General features: G+C 41.8%; 15 protein-coding genes. 9 read left to right on the top strand and 6 right to left on the bottom strand.

Annotation, left to right across the window (positions count from 1 at the left end):
- Window positions 1-204: 204 nt before the first annotated feature.
- The gene (locus QNN06_RS08600) at window positions 205-1,074 is read right to left on the bottom strand and encodes a Cof-type HAD-IIB family hydrolase (RefSeq protein ID WP_217033017.1); all 870 of its coding nucleotides are present in this window, start codon (window positions 1,072-1,074) and stop codon (window positions 205-207) included.
- A 110-nt stretch (window positions 1,075-1,184) separates the two neighbouring features.
- Window positions 1,185-1,532: a YlbF/YmcA family competence regulator gene (locus tag QNN06_RS08595; RefSeq protein ID WP_213116702.1), complete on the bottom strand. Its 348-nt coding sequence runs from the start codon at window positions 1,530-1,532 to the stop codon at window positions 1,185-1,187.
- Window positions 1,533-1,683: 151 nt separating this feature from the next.
- Between QNN06_RS08595 and QNN06_RS08590 the strand changes: the two genes are divergently transcribed.
- From QNN06_RS08590 to QNN06_RS08555, 8 genes are all read left to right on the top strand, one after another.
- Entirely contained in the window at window positions 1,684-3,057 is a 1,374-nt protein-coding gene (locus QNN06_RS08590) for a YheC/YheD family endospore coat-associated protein (protein ID WP_284037420.1), read from the top strand.
- A gap of 5 nt (window positions 3,058-3,062) precedes the next feature.
- Window positions 3,063-4,166 (top strand): YheC/YheD family endospore coat-associated protein, encoded by a 1,104-nt coding sequence (locus tag QNN06_RS08585; protein WP_213116704.1) that lies wholly within the window; start codon window positions 3,063-3,065, stop codon window positions 4,164-4,166.
- Window positions 4,144-5,508, top strand: a complete 1,365-nt coding sequence (locus QNN06_RS08580; protein ID WP_213116705.1) for a YheC/YheD family endospore coat-associated protein — start codon at window positions 4,144-4,146, stop codon at window positions 5,506-5,508. The genes QNN06_RS08585 and QNN06_RS08580 overlap by 23 nt, the downstream gene beginning before the upstream one ends.
- Window positions 5,505-6,551 (top strand): YheC/YheD family endospore coat-associated protein, encoded by a 1,047-nt coding sequence (locus QNN06_RS08575; RefSeq protein WP_217033023.1) that lies wholly within the window; start codon window positions 5,505-5,507, stop codon window positions 6,549-6,551. Before QNN06_RS08580 ends, QNN06_RS08575 begins: the two co-directional genes overlap by 4 nt.
- A 73-nt stretch (window positions 6,552-6,624) precedes the next feature.
- The gene (locus tag QNN06_RS08570; protein ID WP_213116707.1) at window positions 6,625-6,834 is read left to right on the top strand and encodes a YheE family protein; all 210 of its coding nucleotides are present in this window, start codon (window positions 6,625-6,627) and stop codon (window positions 6,832-6,834) included.
- Window positions 6,835-6,909: 75 nt separating this feature from the next.
- Window positions 6,910-7,101, top strand: coding sequence for a hypothetical protein (locus QNN06_RS08565; protein ID WP_213116941.1), 192 nt, complete (start codon window positions 6,910-6,912; stop codon window positions 7,099-7,101).
- 101 nt (window positions 7,102-7,202) lie between these two features.
- The gene (locus QNN06_RS08560) at window positions 7,203-8,105 is read left to right on the top strand and encodes a PucR family transcriptional regulator (protein ID WP_213116708.1); all 903 of its coding nucleotides are present in this window, start codon (window positions 7,203-7,205) and stop codon (window positions 8,103-8,105) included.
- Between the two features lie 109 nt (window positions 8,106-8,214).
- Entirely contained in the window at window positions 8,215-9,327 is a 1,113-nt protein-coding gene (locus QNN06_RS08555; RefSeq protein WP_213116709.1) for an ABC transporter ATP-binding protein, read from the top strand.
- A gap of 63 nt (window positions 9,328-9,390) precedes the next feature.
- Here QNN06_RS08555 and QNN06_RS08550 read toward each other — a convergent pair whose 3' ends face one another.
- On the bottom strand, window positions 9,391-9,561 hold the full coding sequence (locus QNN06_RS08550) for a hypothetical protein (RefSeq protein WP_349654949.1): 171 nt from the start codon (window positions 9,559-9,561) through the stop codon (window positions 9,391-9,393).
- A gap of 514 nt (window positions 9,562-10,075) precedes the next feature.
- Here QNN06_RS08550 and QNN06_RS08545 point away from each other — a divergent pair.
- On the top strand, window positions 10,076-10,279 hold the full coding sequence (locus QNN06_RS08545; RefSeq protein WP_213116711.1) for an alpha/beta-type small acid-soluble spore protein: 204 nt from the start codon (window positions 10,076-10,078) through the stop codon (window positions 10,277-10,279).
- Window positions 10,280-10,351: 72 nt separating this feature from the next.
- Here QNN06_RS08545 and fumC read toward each other — a convergent pair whose 3' ends face one another.
- The 3 genes from fumC to QNN06_RS08530 all read right to left on the bottom strand — a co-directional run bounded on the left by fumC (window position 10,352) and on the right by QNN06_RS08530 (window position 15,804).
- Window positions 10,352-11,731, bottom strand: a complete 1,380-nt coding sequence (gene fumC / locus QNN06_RS08540) for a class II fumarate hydratase (RefSeq protein WP_217033027.1) — start codon at window positions 11,729-11,731, stop codon at window positions 10,352-10,354.
- Between the two features lie 300 nt (window positions 11,732-12,031).
- A complete protein-coding gene (locus QNN06_RS08535) occupies window positions 12,032-14,050 on the bottom strand; it encodes an ABC transporter ATP-binding protein (protein ID WP_213116713.1) in 2,019 nt (672 codons plus the stop codon).
- Window positions 14,047-15,804 carry an ABC transporter ATP-binding protein gene (locus QNN06_RS08530; RefSeq protein WP_284037418.1) on the bottom strand — a complete coding sequence of 586 codons (1,758 nt, stop codon included), beginning with the start codon at window positions 15,802-15,804 and terminating at the stop codon, window positions 14,047-14,049. The genes QNN06_RS08535 and QNN06_RS08530 overlap by 4 nt, the downstream gene beginning before the upstream one ends.
- Window positions 15,805-15,973 lie beyond the last annotated feature (169 nt).

The following is a 15,973-nucleotide window of genomic DNA, read 5'->3' as shown; positions in this document are numbered from 1 at the left end:
GTGTACAAAATCACAAAAATAAGGTCAATATAGTGGAAATCATTGGACTAAATAAATGAAAACTCGCCGATTGGCGAGTCCGGCAGGACGGTTCATGAGGCGTAGTTGAATTTATGCGTTAAGTATAAAGCTTTCGACAGAAAGTTTATACTTATTAGCAAAAAAGATACCAGAGGCTCAACGCCCTGATATCTCCATTCAAGATTAATTTTTGATAATCTTCATTTTTCTTAAAAATTCAATCGGTTGCTGCTTTCTGAAGTGTTCCTTCACCATATAGGAAACGCCATGTTCGTTTTCCGACCTTGTTACCCAATCTGATGCTTTCTTCACCTCAAAAGGAGCATTCCACATCGAAACCCCTAGACCAGCCGCTTCAATTAACGGGATGTCATCGAGGCTGTCACCAATATAGACCATCTCTTTTAACTGGAAACCGAGTTGGCTGCCAAGAAACGCTAACCCATTAAGTTTGGAAACTCCGGCCGGAACAAGATCGAGCCGCAATGAATCAAGTTTAATTGGAGTGATTTCCGTAAACATTTTTTCAATGGCGGTTTTGGCATCCTCCAAATCACGTTTATTTTCAAAATAAACCTCAATCTTCGGAGGGGTTGCCGGCTGATCATGCAAATATTCGCTGAGGGATTCGACAAATTGCTGTGAATAAACAAAAGGGTCGCCTGTGGTGAAAACCGTTTTTGCTAATAATTGCTGGTGCAGTTTATATTTATTGGCAATCGAAAAATTCTCGTGAACCAAACGGATTTGACACGGCAGCGCCTCAAGCAGACGAATGGTATCATAGGTAATTTCCTCATTAATCCGCTTCGCGTATACCGGCTTATTTTCCTCCCGCGCAATGAATGCCCCCTGATGGGTGACAAGAGGTGACGATATCTTTAAGGCTTTCGCTGCCTTCTTGGCTGAGTGAAAGCTCCGTGATGTAACGAGTGTGACATAAATCCCCTTTTGCTGAACATATTCTACGGCTTCCTTTGTCGATTTATGGATTTTGCCATTGCTTTGTAAGAGTGTGCCATCAATATTTAACGCAAGTAAGCGATAAATCATTATGCTGCCCCCTGTTCTTGGTGAAAATACCTTTATATCACTTTTATGATTTTTCACCAATTTATAGAACAGTGCTTGTAAAAGTGAGGGCTTGGCAGCTTCTTAAAAAATTAAATTTGTCCGTATAAATCAGCTAATGGCTTTAGGACGATCTGGTTTAACTCACCGATTACATTATTCATTCGCTGTTCCACCTGCATAAGATGGGCGATTTTCGGATTCTGCTGAACAACTCCGACTGTTGCTTGGGCCTGCTGAATTTCCTGCTCGGAAATGTTTTGTCCCATCATTTGTTTTTGCTGCAAATTCATTTGGATGTGGCGAAATTGATCAAACAGCTGCTTCGCTGCCTGGTCAGCATTTACCTCTTGATAAGCTTGCTGTAGTTGTTTAAATTCATCACTTTGACGAATCGCATTTTCTAAAGCATAGGCGGAATCATATAAATTTACTGCCATTTGCGGGCTCACTCCTTTTTAGTTAACAATACTTCCCAACTATATCAAACTATTCAAGGGAATGCGAGAATGTTCAAATCACCATCCCGTAAGCTTCCACATAGGATACTACATCAGCGGATGCCTATTTAATAAAGAATGAGGAGTGATTATGTCCGGTTCATTAACGAGCGTAACAATTTTACCAGAGAAATCCGAAGAAACCAATTCTCGTTTGATTAAAATGTCCCGCAGGCTGTATCACTACCTGCAAATGGAGAATCACCGCGAATTACAAATCATGGTCGGCACAAAAACAATTCGTGCCAATATCCAGATTAGCGATAGCCTTCCCCGGGAACTGCATATGCCGGAGGACTTCTTTACCTATTTTAGTTTGCCTGTCCGAAAGGTTAACCTTCAGGCAAAATACTTTTCTGGGTCCAACACACTTAAGCTTGGTCCTGTCATCGGATTGCTGACAGATTTTTCACCGAAGAATGGTGAAGAACCTAATTTCCGTTCCATTCATAAGTTTTGTGAGGACCTCCATCAAGTGGTATCAGAAAATGGCGGCTTTCTTTATGTTTTTTCTTTTAAACATTTTTTACAGCACGGCTATTATTTTGAAAACGGAAGCTGGATAGGAACAAGCCCGCCTGCCCCTGATGTTATTTACAATCGGATCCATTCTCGAATACTAGAAAACAAACAAGAATTTGTTGAATTTCGAGGGACGCTTGAACAACTAGCCATTCCCATCTTCAATGACCGCTTTCTGTCAAAATGGGAAGTATACGACCAGTTGAAAAATGAACATCATTTGTCATCCTACATTCCCGAGACAGCCTTGCTCTCAAGGGATACTTTACATTCCTTCCTGCAAACCTATGAAACCATTTTTATTAAACCGATTCATGGCAGCCAGGGAAAAAATATTATTAAACTGGAAAAAATCTCGGAAGACCAATTTACCCTCCAAACTTCAGGCCAATCCCAGGCTGATGCTTTACAAGCCCTAGCAGCGCATGAAATCTATCAAGAAATAAAATTACTGATGCAAAACCGAATTTGTATTGTTCAGGAGGGTATTTCTTTTATTGACTATCAATCATCTGCCATGGACTTCAGGGTATTGGTCCATCGAAATTATGGAAAAAAGTGGGAAATTACATCGATTGTGGCAAGAATCGGGGCTGTACAGGAATTTGTCTCCAATGTTGCCAGGGGCGGCCATACGATAAAACCGGTAACTGCCTTACGTTCCAAAATGGCCCCAAAAACCGCTTTGCAAACATTTAAGCTAATAAAAGAGCTATCGTTGGAAACCGCAGAAAAGGTCAGTGCACTGTCCGCCGGAATTACCGGTGAACTGGGGATCGATGTCGGCGTTGATGAAAAGGGGAAGCCCTGGCTGATTGAAGTAAACTCAAAACCATCAAAGGCATTTGAAGATGATTCAGGGAAAATCAGACCGTCTGCAAAAGCAATCATTCGCTTTTGCACAAGCCTGGCCTTTGAAACCCTGAATGAAAAGGAGGTTTAATTCACTTGATTACATTTGGTATTATGTCCTTAAACCTAGAAACAGAGGCCCCCTATATAACGGAAATGGCCGAACATGCAAAAGACTTAGGTATCGAAGCTTTTCGCTTCGTTCCAACCAATATCAATCCAAATACACTTCAGGTTCAAGGGAAAAAATTTGACGCTGAACAAAAGGATTGGGTCAATGCCGAATTCCCCATCCCCCGCATCCTCTATGACCGTTGCTTCTACGGGGAGGATGAACAATCGAAACAATGCCTTCCGATTGTATCGTGGCTAAAAAGCAGGAAGGATATTAACTTTTTAGGATATGGTCTGCCTAATAAACTGGACCTCTATCAGGCCCTGAAAGACACGAAGCTATCCGCCTATCTGCCGCCGACAAAGCAGGTAATCGATACAATTGAAATTTTAAAAGAATTAAACAGTGGAAAAAGGATTGTCATAAAACCCATTAACGGTTCACAGGGTTATGGCATTTATTACTTGAAGAAAAATGACAAATCAATTCATGTTAAAACGGAAAAACAAAAACAGATTATATCAAGGATTTTTCCAAACGAAGGAAAATTTTCGCAGTGGCTTAGTAGCTTGCTCGCGCGGCATCAATATCTTATGCAGCCCTATCTTGAATTAACCAACAGTGAATTGCAGCCCTTTGACATCCGAATTCTCCTGCAAAAAAATGAGCATGGCAATTGGGGAGAAATCGGGCGCGGAGTGCGAAACGGTACCAGCGGCGGGATTTTATCGAATTTAAGTGCAGGTGGGATGGCAACAGCTTTCTCAGAATGGTCAGCTTCCCTGCCTGCAACGAGAAGGGAATTTATTCAGCAGGAATTAACCAGCATTCTTACAGAATTACCACATCTTCTTGAAAAAAGCTTCCTGCCGCTCTTTGAAATTGGAGTCGATATTGGCATCGCCAAAAACGACTCGATCTGGATTTTAGATATGAACTCAAAGCCTGGCAGGAAGGTTATTTTGCAAACCCGGCCTAATCTTAAGGAAAAGCTGTACTGTGCACCACTGCTTTACGCAAAATACCTGTCGGAATCGAAAGACCAAGAAAGGAAGAACATCTATGAGAAAACGTTATCTCATTGAGGTCGTCCAAAATGATCAATTGATTGTTTTTTGCCCTCCTTCCCTCCTTCAAGAAGATGGGCCTAAGCGAATTGCTTTTGGTTCAAATTCAATGGCAGTAGAATTTCTGCCCCATCCTGACCGAAAAGATCGGATTGTGATTAGCAGGGCCATTCAAAAAGAACTCCAATTTCCAGAATTCAAGCTGCCGCTCCATGTCTTTTTAGATAATCAAACCCTGTATATCGGTCCTCTTGTTGGCATTTTCACAGCTGGATTTACAATGCTACCTGATCAGCTCATCGGCGAGAGAACACAGTTTTTTTCAAAGCTTTTATCCGTAAATAAAAACGTCGGCGCCCTCGCTTTTGTTTTCGGAAAGCAGCATATTGATTGGGAACAAGGAACGATTGATGGTTATTTTTTCCACGATGGAGATTGGGAACAGCGGGAGGTCCCTTTCCCTAACGTCATTTATGATCGTCTGCCAAACCGAAGGAGTGAAGGAACTCCCAAATTAGTTAAAGTAAAAAAACGGCTTCAAAAGGAATATTTAATCCCTTGGTATAATCCCGGCTTTTTCAACAAGTTAGATATTTACGAAAGGCTTCTCCAAGACCATTCGGTTGATAAATACCTTCCTGAGACCCATCCATTTACCTCTTTTTCCTTAATCGAGAGGATGCTTTCAAAATACGGGCATGTGTATATAAAGCCGAAAAACGGCAGTCTTGGCTTTGGCATTCATCAAATTATTTTTGATAAAAACACAAACGACTATTACTGCCGTTATCAAGATGACGAGGGGGCAAACAGATTACAAAAATTCCACAGCCTGGAGAAATTGTTTGAGCGGGTATTCGCGAAGCAATCGCTTGAAAAAATGGTTGTCCAACAGGGTATTCATTTAGTTCGCAACGAGCAGCGGCCTGTTGATTTTCGCGTTCATACGAACAAGGACGAAACAGGCAGCTGGCATGTTTCCGCGCTCGCAGCAAAAATAGCCGGGCCGGGAAGCCCGACAACCCATAAGAGAAGCGGCGGGGAAATTAAAACCATCAGCGAGATCTTTCCTGCTGAAGAAGCCGGCATGTTCGAAGAGAAGCTTTCCAACGCTGCCCTTTCCTTAAGTCATGCCCTAGACCGAAATGTCGAAGGAATTATCGGCGAAATTGGCTTTGATCTAGGCATTGACCGTAACGGCGATGTCTGGCTGTTCGAGGCAAATTCCAAACCCGGACGTTCAATTTTCAGCCATCCAGAATTAAAAGAATTTGATTTATTGACGCGTGAATTGTCCCTTGCCTTCGCCGTTTTTCTCACCGAGCAATCCTTACTCCATCCCGAGGAACTTTATCAATGATCGACAAACAAGCAGGGCCGGTGATTGGCATCATGACCGCGCTTAAATCCGATGGAACAGTCGCTGGAAACGGGGAGCTTTTTATCAAACTGCAAAAAAAGCTTATTTCGCTCAATGGAATAAGCTTTATTTTTACCCTTGAGGGGACTGGAGCGGAATATATCGAGGGATTCAGTTATTCACCCGATGAAAACCGCTGGATAAAGGGCTCTTTCCCCAATCCAGATTTGGTGTATAACCGAATTCCCTTTAGAAAAACAGAACAGACCGAAGATTGTAAAAGGTTCTTTCAGCATTTAAAGGATAAAGGAATTCCCTATTTCAACCCAGGTTTTATAGATAAGTACGAGCTTTATCAACTAATGGAAAACCATCCCGTCCTTAAAGATTATGTACCTAAGACGATCCTCCTTCAGGAAAAAAAAGACCTAGAATTGTTATTGAAAGCAAATTCTAGTGTTTATCTAAAGCCGGCAGCCTCTTCAAAGGGGAAAGGCATTTTTCGCGTCAGGCATTTATCCTCGCCATACATCCAATTTGAATCAAGGAAAAGAAGCATCTCCTACCCATCTTTTGAAGATTTTTGGCAGGATTGGAGCGAATTGCTCTTATCAAAAACCTATTTGGCACAGATTGATATCAATTCTGCTGAATATGAAGGGTTTCGCTATGATTTTCGGATTATTGCCCACGCGGAAAAAGAGGAATACGCCATAACCGGCGTCGGCATCCGGCAATCCCAGGAGCAAGGAGTCACCACCCATATTCCATCGGGCGGAAGACTTCTTCCCTACTCTTTATTGCAAACGAACGAACATGATAGGTTTTTTCAAATGATCATCCCGCACATTGGGAAAGCATTATCGGAACAGTTTGGCTTTTTCGGGGAATTTTCCATTGATGCCGGCATGAGCAAAAATGGAAAATATTATATTTATGAAGTGAATTCAAAACCAATGCGCTTTGATGAAGCTGAAATTGAAGAGAAAAAAATTGAACAGCTATGCCGTGTTTTCCTCCACTTAACAAGCTCCTGCCCATAAAAAATTTTATTTGCATAATATTCAAAACGAGGTAAGCTATAAGTAATATAAGGTGTTAGGGGAGGACAATAGGATGATCATGCATTTTCAATATAATCCGCTTTTTGAAAATACCAATATTCCCGGCTGGAATATTTCCTTCTATTTTAAAAAACAGAGATATACAGGAATTTATCACCAAACTGGAAATCTTGAATGGACCTCAAATCCTCCTGCCGAAGAAGATTTGACGGCATTGACGAGCCAGATTCATGAGCTAATGCTTTATCATGTATATGAATAATCGACTATTCCCTGCATGAAACTCCATCCTTTCTGTACAAACTAAAAACGAATTAGAAGGAAAGGATGGTTGAACGTGACTAAAAAAAATGAACAGCCTATTGCTGAAGGGTCTGCTTATGAAGGAAGGGACATGGCTTACATGGATATTGACAGAATGATTAATGAAGGAATGTCCGGAGGATCTGTCCACGCCCGATATGATTCAACAAATATTGAAGAAGCGCGCGATCTTATAGAAGAATCACCGCCAAATGAAAATACATGATAACATTTGCCGAACCAGTTTAGAGGGTTCGGCAATTTTTCTGTGGAAACAAATTGAAACTGGTATAATAGGCTCTAAGAAATCTAATGGGGAAATGAACTATGCTAAGAAAATTACTTACTGTATATGAAAATTCAGTGCTGTTTTCCGAAAGGCCAGATGTGCCATCTGAACAGCTTTATCTTTTTTACGACCAGGCAGCTGATGAATGGCTGAGTATTCCCAAAAAGGAAATTAGCGATATAGAGCTCCACCTTCTAAAGACTTTGTATGAACTGGTGGAATGGCAGTCTTCAGCCGTGTCGTCCAGAGTAAACACCTGGTATGAGTTTTTATTTTTAAATGGGGTTCTCCCTTCAGAAAAGCAGGACACGTCATTTCGCTTTATCCATTTTCATTTAAATGGCGATGATACAGATCAAAAGGAAATGGAATCTGCGTTAAAAGGCTTCTTTTCGGATGAGGCAGTGTTTCTTTGGGAAAGTCAATCCAAAGGTGTGATTATTGAAGAACAAAAACAAATTTCTCTTTCCGAAGAAGAATTACTGGCCATATCAGAAACATTGGAAAGCGATTTTTATGAAAGTGTCACTTTTTTCATCGGAAAAGTTCATCCTTTTTCTGAGCAGTTACGAGCATTCTTCCAAGAGGAAAGAGAATTATTCCAGTTTGCTCTAGCGAAAGTGCACAATTCCAAGATTTTTTCTTTTGAAAGAATTTTTCCTGCTTACCTTTCTGCCCGCTTGCCCGCTGAAATAAAAAATATGGTTCCCGAAGCGGTTTTTGCCCTTTTTGCGGATGACCCTGAAATGTTTTCAACGATAAAAGTATTTCTTGAAACCAATTTAAATGCCAGTCTTACAGCTAAAAAATTATATATCCACCGAAACACGCTGCAATATCGGATTGATAAATTCGTGGAAAAAACCGGAATAGTATTAAAGGATTTTAACGGTGCGTTTATCGTTTTTTTAGCGTGCCTGCTCTTTGAACAAAAGGGCTAATGTCAATCTGCCCAAAAAAGCGTTTTCAATATTTGTGCAGCCTTACCATATCGATTAAAGCGCTTTCCTTGTAAACTTAAAGTACAAACAACACAAGGAGGCTGTGAACATGGCTGAATTAAAATTAGACCATATTTATAAAATTTACGATAACAAGGTAACAGCAGTTAAAGACTTTAATTTACACATTGATGATAAGGAATTTATCGTATTTGTCGGTCCATCCGGATGCGGAAAATCAACGACACTTAGAATGATTGCCGGTCTTGAAGAAATCTCAAAAGGGGATTTTCTCATTGATGGCAAACGCGTAAACGACGTAGCACCAAAAGACCGCGATATCGCGATGGTTTTCCAAAACTATGCGCTTTATCCGCATATGACCGTTTATGATAATATGGCATTTGGTTTAAAGCTTCGTAAGTTTCCTAAAGATGAAATCGACCGCCGCGTGAAAGAAGCTGCTAAAATCCTTGGCCTTGAAGCATATTTAGCTCGTAAGCCGAAAGCGCTATCAGGTGGACAGCGCCAGCGTGTTGCATTAGGCCGTGCGATTGTACGTGATGCTAAAGTATTCTTAATGGACGAGCCATTATCAAACCTTGATGCGAAACTTCGTGTGCAAATGCGCGCTGAAATCGCCAAGCTTCACCGCCGCTTAAATACAACGACTATTTATGTAACGCACGACCAAACTGAGGCCATGACAATGGCTACCCGTTTAGTCGTTATGAAGGATGGCATCATCCAGCAGGTTGGTTCACCAAAAGAAGTTTATGAGAAGCCTGAAAATGTCTTTGTTGGCGGCTTTATCGGATCACCAGCGATGAACTTCTTCAACGGAAAATTAGAAGACGGCAAGTTTATCATTGGTAAAAACTCCATTGCTGTTCCGGAAGGAAAAATGAAATTCCTTCGTGAGCAAGGCTATGTCGGCAAATCGCTGATCCTTGGTGTCCGCCCTGAGGATATTCATGATGAGCCTCTATTTATTGAAGCTTCTTCAGGTACAAAAATTGCTGCCCATATTGATGTTGCCGAATTAACTGGTGCTGAATTAATGATATACTCCAGCATCGATGGTCAAGATTATGTGGCCCGCCTTGATTCTCGCAGCAACGTAAGACCAGGCGATAAATTAGAGTTGGCATTTGATTTAAACAAAGCCCACTTCTTCGACGTGGAAACCGAACTACGTATCCGCCCACAAAGCGAAAAATAAACTATGATTCTTTTGGGTCCTGACCACCCTGCTATACCGCAGAATGAGGTCAGGACCTTTTGATTATTCTTTAATAAAGATAACCTCATCTTTATGGCAGGCAGAGCAACGATACAGATGCGGGCATTTATTCTCAGAATAGGTATCCGCATATCCATCTTCCATTTTCATCAATTCAATTTCCATATAGGGACTGTAATCGTCGTAGTAATCTTGAAGTCTGCCGCTTTCCAACATTGGCTCCCCACAATCCCTACATAATAAATATACTTCCCTCAAGCCATTACATACTGGGCACACGGTCATCTAATTCACCCTTTAATTTGTTTTCTTTAGTTTGCGTCACTTTGTAACCCCTATGATAGGGAATAAATTTCCACTTAAAATTTTCGAATAAGCTTTTTAGATTTAGTCATAATAAGATTACAAGCAGCACCCCACCAAGAAAAACAAGCAACACTTACAACGATGGATGAAGCCAGACAGGGTTACAACCGGTGCAACTCCGGTTCATCCAACTAAGAAAAGCTTCAAGCGCCTCGACCAGGGGCGACAGGCATAAGACGAGCCGGCATGAAGGGTGCTTTTTAACCTTCAGGACGGATTGCTGTAGACCTTCGTCCCCCTAGGCGCTGAAGCTAGACAATATTTATTATCATGGGTTAGGCCTAGGAGGCTATGGTAATAATCCCATTATGGTTCAACTCCATACTAACCCCAAAACTAAAAAGAGGAGTGTTAACTTACTATGGCTAACAACAACAACTCTAACCAACTTTTAGTACCAGGAGTACAACAAGCACTTGATTCAATGAAGTATGAAATTGCTCAAGAATTTGGCGTAAATCTTGGAGCAGACACAACTTCTCGCGCTAACGGATCTGTTGGAGGAGAAATCACTAAGCGTCTTGTCGCTATGGCTGAATCTCAACTTGGCGGTTTCCAACGCTAATTAGTAAACCTAATTGATAAAAGTTCATAATATGGCTAAGAGCCCCCTCCTTTAGAGGGGGCTTTCATTTGTTTAAATCATTTTTTCTGGCTTAATCCACTCATCGAATTGCTCAGCGGTCAGATAGCCCGTTTTGATTGCCGCTTCCTTCAGGGTGCTATTTTCTTTAAAGGCAAGTTTGGCGATTGCAGCTGCCTTTTCATAGCCGATATAAGGGTTTAAGGCGGTAACCAGCATTAACGAACGTCCAACATGCTCTTTAATGGCTTCTTCATTTGCTTCAATCCCAACTGCACAGTTGACGTTAAAGGAACGAATGCTGTCAGTTAAAAGCCTGATTGATTGGATTAAATTATAAATAATCACCGGTTTAAAAACATTTAACTCGAAATTGCCCTGGCTTGCGGCAAAGCCAATGGATGTATCATTTCCAAAGATTTGGCAGGCTACCATCGTCAATGCTTCACTTTGCGTTGGATTCACTTTCCCAGGCATAATAGAGCTGCCAGGTTCATTGGCCGGTATCGTCAGTTCGCCAATGCCGCTGCGCGGGCCGCTTGCAAGCCATCTGACATCATTGGCAATTTTCATTAAATCGGCCGCCAATGCTTTTAAAGCCCCATGGGCATAAACGATTTCATCATGGCTTGTCAGAGCGTGGAATTTATTTTCTGAGGATTGAAACGGGAAACCAGTCAGCGTGTGGAGCTCTTCAGCGACTTTTACGCCAAACTCCGGACTAGCGTTAATTCCAGTACCGACTGCAGTTCCTCCGATAGCTAATTGGAGCAAGTGCTGGCTTGCCTCTGTAATCATTCGCTCATTATTCTCCAGCATATACCTCCAGCCGCTGATTTCCTGCCCCAAAGTCAACGGTGTAGCATCCTGCAGATGGGTTCGGCCAATTTTTACGATGTTTGCGAAGGCTTTTTCCTTTTCTATCAGCGTATTTTTTAATTCCTGTATTGCCGGAATAAGGTTTTCGGTAATTTTTATAAAAGCAGCAATATGCATTGCCGTCGGGAACGTATCATTTGAACTCTGCGACATATTAACATCATCATTTGGATGAATCTTTTCAGTGCTATTTTGACTTTTTAACCATTCATTTGCGCGATTGGCAATGACTTCATTAACGTTCATATTGGATTGTGTACCGCTGCCTGTCTGCCAAACCGCCAATGGAAAATGTTCATCATGTTGTCCCGCTAAAATGTCTTCAGACACCTTTTTGATAGCGTTCATTTTACCCTCACTCAATTTACCGAGCTGATGATTAACGATCGCAGCCGCCTGCTTAATGTAAACCAAACCATAAACGAGCTCGAGCGGCATTTTTTCCATCCCGATTTTAAAATTCTCTTTGCTCCGCTGCGTCTGTGCTCCCCAAAATTTATCTTCAGGAACACGGACTTCACCTAATGTATCGTGTTCTATTCTAAATTTCTCCATCATTTCCACCTCACTTTTTATCATCCTTTCATATGTATTCCCAAACTAATCTGTTTTATAAATAAAAAAAACTGCGGAACTTTGTCCGCAGCCTTAATGTCTGCTAATAAGTGTATAGCCAATGTAATACGTAAGAACTAAAAAACTGCCAATGGTTAGAACAACTGTGTAATCTGACATTGATTTGCCACCCCATTTTTAATTTGAATTAAAACTACAATATCATGGGGTGAAACGAATACAAGTGATAAAAATTACACTTTCTTGGCGAAGATATGAATTTTTTATGAACGTTTTTATTTAACCTGCCATGTCTGTGCTTCCAACTTGAAGCTCATACATTTGATAATATTTTCCCTTAAACGCCATTAATTCATCATGGGTCCCGCGTTCAACGATGGTACCGCGGTCTAGGACTAGAATTTGATCGGCATTTCGAATCGTCGACAGACGGTGGGCAATGATAAAGGTTGTTCTCCCTTTTTTCAAGACATCCATTGCCTCTTGGATCAGCGCTTCGGTTTCCGTATCAATGCTGGAGGTGGCTTCATCCAGAATAAGAATAGCCGGATTAAAAGCAAGGGCGCGGGCAAAGGAAATTAGCTGGCGCTGCCCGCTTGATAGTGTGCTGCCTTTTTCTATTACCGGTTCATCAAAACCGTTTTCAAGGTTTTTAAATACTTTTTCCGCACCAACATCACGTAATGCTTTTTCGACTTTTTCGCTTGTAATGGACGGATCATTTAAACTCACATTGGAGGAGATTGTTCCTGTAAATAAATACGGGTCCTGCAAGACAATCCCCATATGCTGACGTATCGTTTGCCGCGGGATGCATTCGATATCTTTTCCGTCTATCAAGATTTGTCCTTTCTGACAGTCGTAATATCGAAAAAGCAGATTCATGATGGAGCTTTTCCCGGAACCGGTATGGCCAACAAGCGCCACCGTTTCCCCAGGCTTTGCCTCAAATTGAATATTCTTTAAAACATATTCACCGTCTTTGTAACCAAAAGAAACATTTTCGAATGTGACGTTACCTTTAATCCGTGAAATTCGTTCCGGACTGACGTTTTCCCCCGGCTCATCCATCAGCTTAAATACCCTCTCACCAGCAACAAGTGCTGTCTCCAGATTGGCCAATTGGTTTACAATGCCTTGGACGGGCTGAAACAGCCGATTGACGTAATCGACAAAAGCGTACAGCATTCCCAATGAAATAACAGATTCAGGTGAAAGTGCCTGGCCTCCAAAGTACCAGATAAATGCCACAAAGACGAGATTTCTTAAAATTCCAACCAGGTTGTGACCTGTTAAGGCATTCAGGTTTAACAGTTTATTTTGGTAGGTAAAATGGCCATGGTTAAGATTTTCGAAATCCTTCATCGTTTCCTGTTCCCGGTTGAAGGCCTGGATAATGTTCATCCCCTGAATCGATTCATTAACCATCGCATTGATTTCACTGTTCCGTGAACGAATCACCCGATTATATCTGGAAGCATACTTCCGGTAAATCAAAATCCAAATATACAAAATGGGCAAGAGCAGCAAACAAATTGCCGCCAGCTTTGCGTTTAAAATAAACAAAGCTGAGTAAATGCCAGTAATATAAATGGCGCTTGTAAAAAAGGCTGCCAATACGGTTACATAAAGCTCACGAATCGCCTCGGTGTCATTTGTGATTCTGGCAACGACCTTGCCTGCGGGAAGCTTGTCAAAATAGCGGACTGGAAGTCTTTGAATATGATGAAAAACATCCTCGCGCATTTTTTGAATAATCCGATTGGCTGACTTTTTCAAAAAGAAGTGCTCGCCGTATTGAAAAACCGCCGAAACCACCAAGAGTCCAAAATAAAGTGCCAGCAGTTTAAAGATCCCCGGTATTTCTGGCTGATAAAACGCTAAAAGTTCAGGCCCTTTGATAATTTTTGCAGGGTATTCTGCTTGCTTCTTCCCTTTTGAAATAAATAGTTTGCTGTCCTTGAGGTTTCTTTTACCGTCAAATTCCAGATCATCCTCTATAAACACAAACTTTATTCCTACCTGAAGGATCCGGACTTTTTCTCCCTTTTCCTCGCCTTTTGTAAAATACTTTTCCCGTTTATAAAACGTTCCGTTATAGCTTACGGCTTTATCACCTTTTGCTGCTGTTTCATACCAAACCGACTCAATCCCTAAAATATGCTGATCGATGATGTTCTTCGCGATAAACGGGCCGGCCAAATCCGTTACGACCGAGATGGTCAGCATGAACAGGGCCGCGATAATGATTTTTTTATAAAATAAAGCGTAATTAATTAAGCGTCTGCCGACCTTCATGCTGATACCTCCTCTTCGATTTTGGCTTCCACCTGCTGGCGCAAAAATTGCTCCTTATACCAGCCGTCCCGCTCAAGCACCTGTTCATGAGTTCCTTCCTCAATAATGAACCCCTCATCAAGAACGATGATATGGTCGGCATGCTGGACTGCAGACATTCTGTGCGTAGTAATAATTGTTGTTTTCCCGTTTCTTACTGTACGGATATTGTCGATGATTTTCTTCTCCGTTTCCGCATCTACCGCAGATAAGGAATCATCGAGAATCAATATTTCCGGATTTTTAATGAGCGCGCGGGCAATCGAAATCCGCTGCTTTTGCCCGCCCGATAACGCGACTCCCTTTTCTCCAACTAGTGTCTCGAGACCTTCCGGGAGCATTTGCAAATCTTTGCGAAAAGCCGCGAGATCAATGGCTGTCTGCAGGTCGTCCTCAGATGCGTCCTTACAGCCGAACAAAATATTTTCCTTTACACTTCTCGAAAAAAGAACATGGTCCTGCGGGACGTAGCCAATCCATTGGCGTACTTGTTCTAGTGTTTGGTCTTCAATGGAGGCCCCGCCGATTGAAAGTCCGCCTTTTCCAAGTGGATATTGCCGCAATAATTGCTTGATAAAAGTTGTTTTTCCGCTGCCCGTCTTGCCGACAACCCCAAGTGTTTGGCCTTGAAGCAGCTTGACGGTGACATTTTGCAGATTATCCGTTTTCGAAGATGGGTAACGAAACGTTACTTTTTCGAAATGGATTGGGTTTGGTTCGGTTATCTTTATTGGCTGGGATGGGTTTTTGACCTCTTCCTGATAGCTGAGTGTTTCATGGACCCGGTCGAGCGACGCATTCCCCCGCTGCATTACGTTGATCAGTTCGCCGACGGCAAACATTGGCCAAATCATCATCCCCAGGTACACATTAAAGGAAACAAGGTCCCCCAAAGTGATAGCCTGATGGAAAACGAGAGTTGCCCCGTATCCAATGCCAATTAAATAGCTGATGCCGACCAGTATTTTAATGGTCGGATCAAATAATGAATCGATTCTTGCGACGTTTATATTTTTTTGATAAACATCTTCGGTCAATTCGTGAAATCGCTCGCGGTCCGCATTTTCTTGGACATAGGCACGGATGACTCTCACTCCGGCAATCGATTCGAGAACGCGGTCATTTAATTCCCCGAAGGCATCCTGTGCTTCGGTAAAGCGGGTGTGGATCTTTTTTCCATACATTTGCATCAGGATGGCCATGATCGGCAGGGGCAATATCGCCGCCAAGGTCAGCTTCCAGCTGATGAAAAAGCCCATCGTAAACAGAATCGTCAGCATCCAGACACTCGAATCGACAAGAGTTAAAATCCCGAACCCGGCTGTAATGGAAATAGCCTTTAAATCGTTGGTGGCACGAGCCATTAAATCTCCAGTACGATTCTTTTCAAAAAAGGCCGGCGTCATTTTTAAAAGATGTCCCATAAATCTTGAGCGCAGCTTTCTTTCGATTAAAAATGCACCGCCGAACAATTGATATTGCCATATATAAGTGATAGCGTACGATGAAACCATAATGATGGTGAGATAGACAAGATACATGTAGATTTTCTGGTTTGTCATCGCCCCGGAATGAATATCGTCGATTGCCAAGCCAATTAATTTGGGAGGTATGACATCCAGCAAACCCACGAATATAAGTAAAGTGACCGCTACTAGGTAGCGCTTCCAATTTTCTTTAAAAAACCAGCTTAATTTCTTCAATACGGAAAACATGCTGTTTTTCCCCCTATTTCTGTTTAATCTATCCGCTTTCTAGATCTCCTATTTTGTGTACAAGCCTTACATTTAGTCTTTTCAGCATGCTAATTCCTCCTTTTTTATAAAAAAAGAGACATACTGCCGCAACTGTGCAGTATGCCTCTTTTTTAAAAATAAAAAACAC

The sequence above is a fragment of the Neobacillus sp. 114 genome (assembly GCF_030127045.1).
Classification (GTDB): Bacteria; Bacillota; Bacilli; order Bacillales; family Cytobacillaceae; genus Neobacillus; species Neobacillus rhizophilus.
Note: the sequence above shows the minus strand (reverse complement) of the source record. Positions and strands in the feature narration are given on the sequence as shown.

What these genes read in the sequence shown, in the direction of transcription:
- QNN06_RS08600 (WP_217033017.1), bottom strand. Translation starts at nt 1,074, where the DNA reads ATGATTTATCGCTTACTTGCGTTAAATATTGATGGCACACTCTTACAA.
- QNN06_RS08595 (WP_213116702.1), bottom strand. Translation starts at nt 1,532, where the DNA reads ATGGCAGTAAATTTATATGATTCCGCCTATGCTTTAGAAAATGCGATT.
- QNN06_RS08590 (WP_284037420.1), top strand. Translation starts at nt 1,684, where the DNA reads ATGTCCGGTTCATTAACGAGCGTAACAATTTTACCAGAGAAATCCGAA.
- QNN06_RS08580 (WP_213116705.1), top strand. Translation starts at nt 4,144, where the DNA reads ATGAGAAAACGTTATCTCATTGAGGTCGTCCAAAATGATCAATTGATT.
- QNN06_RS08575 (WP_217033023.1), top strand. Translation starts at nt 5,505, where the DNA reads ATGATCGACAAACAAGCAGGGCCGGTGATTGGCATCATGACCGCGCTT.
- QNN06_RS08570 (WP_213116707.1), top strand. Translation starts at nt 6,625, where the DNA reads ATGATCATGCATTTTCAATATAATCCGCTTTTTGAAAATACCAATATT.
- QNN06_RS08560 (WP_213116708.1), top strand. Translation starts at nt 7,203, where the DNA reads ATGCTAAGAAAATTACTTACTGTATATGAAAATTCAGTGCTGTTTTCC.
- QNN06_RS08555 (WP_213116709.1), top strand. Translation starts at nt 8,215, where the DNA reads ATGGCTGAATTAAAATTAGACCATATTTATAAAATTTACGATAACAAG.
- QNN06_RS08545 (WP_213116711.1), top strand. Translation starts at nt 10,076, where the DNA reads ATGGCTAACAACAACAACTCTAACCAACTTTTAGTACCAGGAGTACAA.
- fumC (WP_217033027.1), bottom strand. Translation starts at nt 11,731, where the DNA reads ATGGAGAAATTTAGAATAGAACACGATACATTAGGTGAAGTCCGTGTT.
- QNN06_RS08535 (WP_213116713.1), bottom strand. Translation starts at nt 14,050, where the DNA reads ATGAAGGTCGGCAGACGCTTAATTAATTACGCTTTATTTTATAAAAAA.
- QNN06_RS08530 (WP_284037418.1), bottom strand. Translation starts at nt 15,804, where the DNA reads ATGTTTTCCGTATTGAAGAAATTAAGCTGGTTTTTTAAAGAAAATTGG.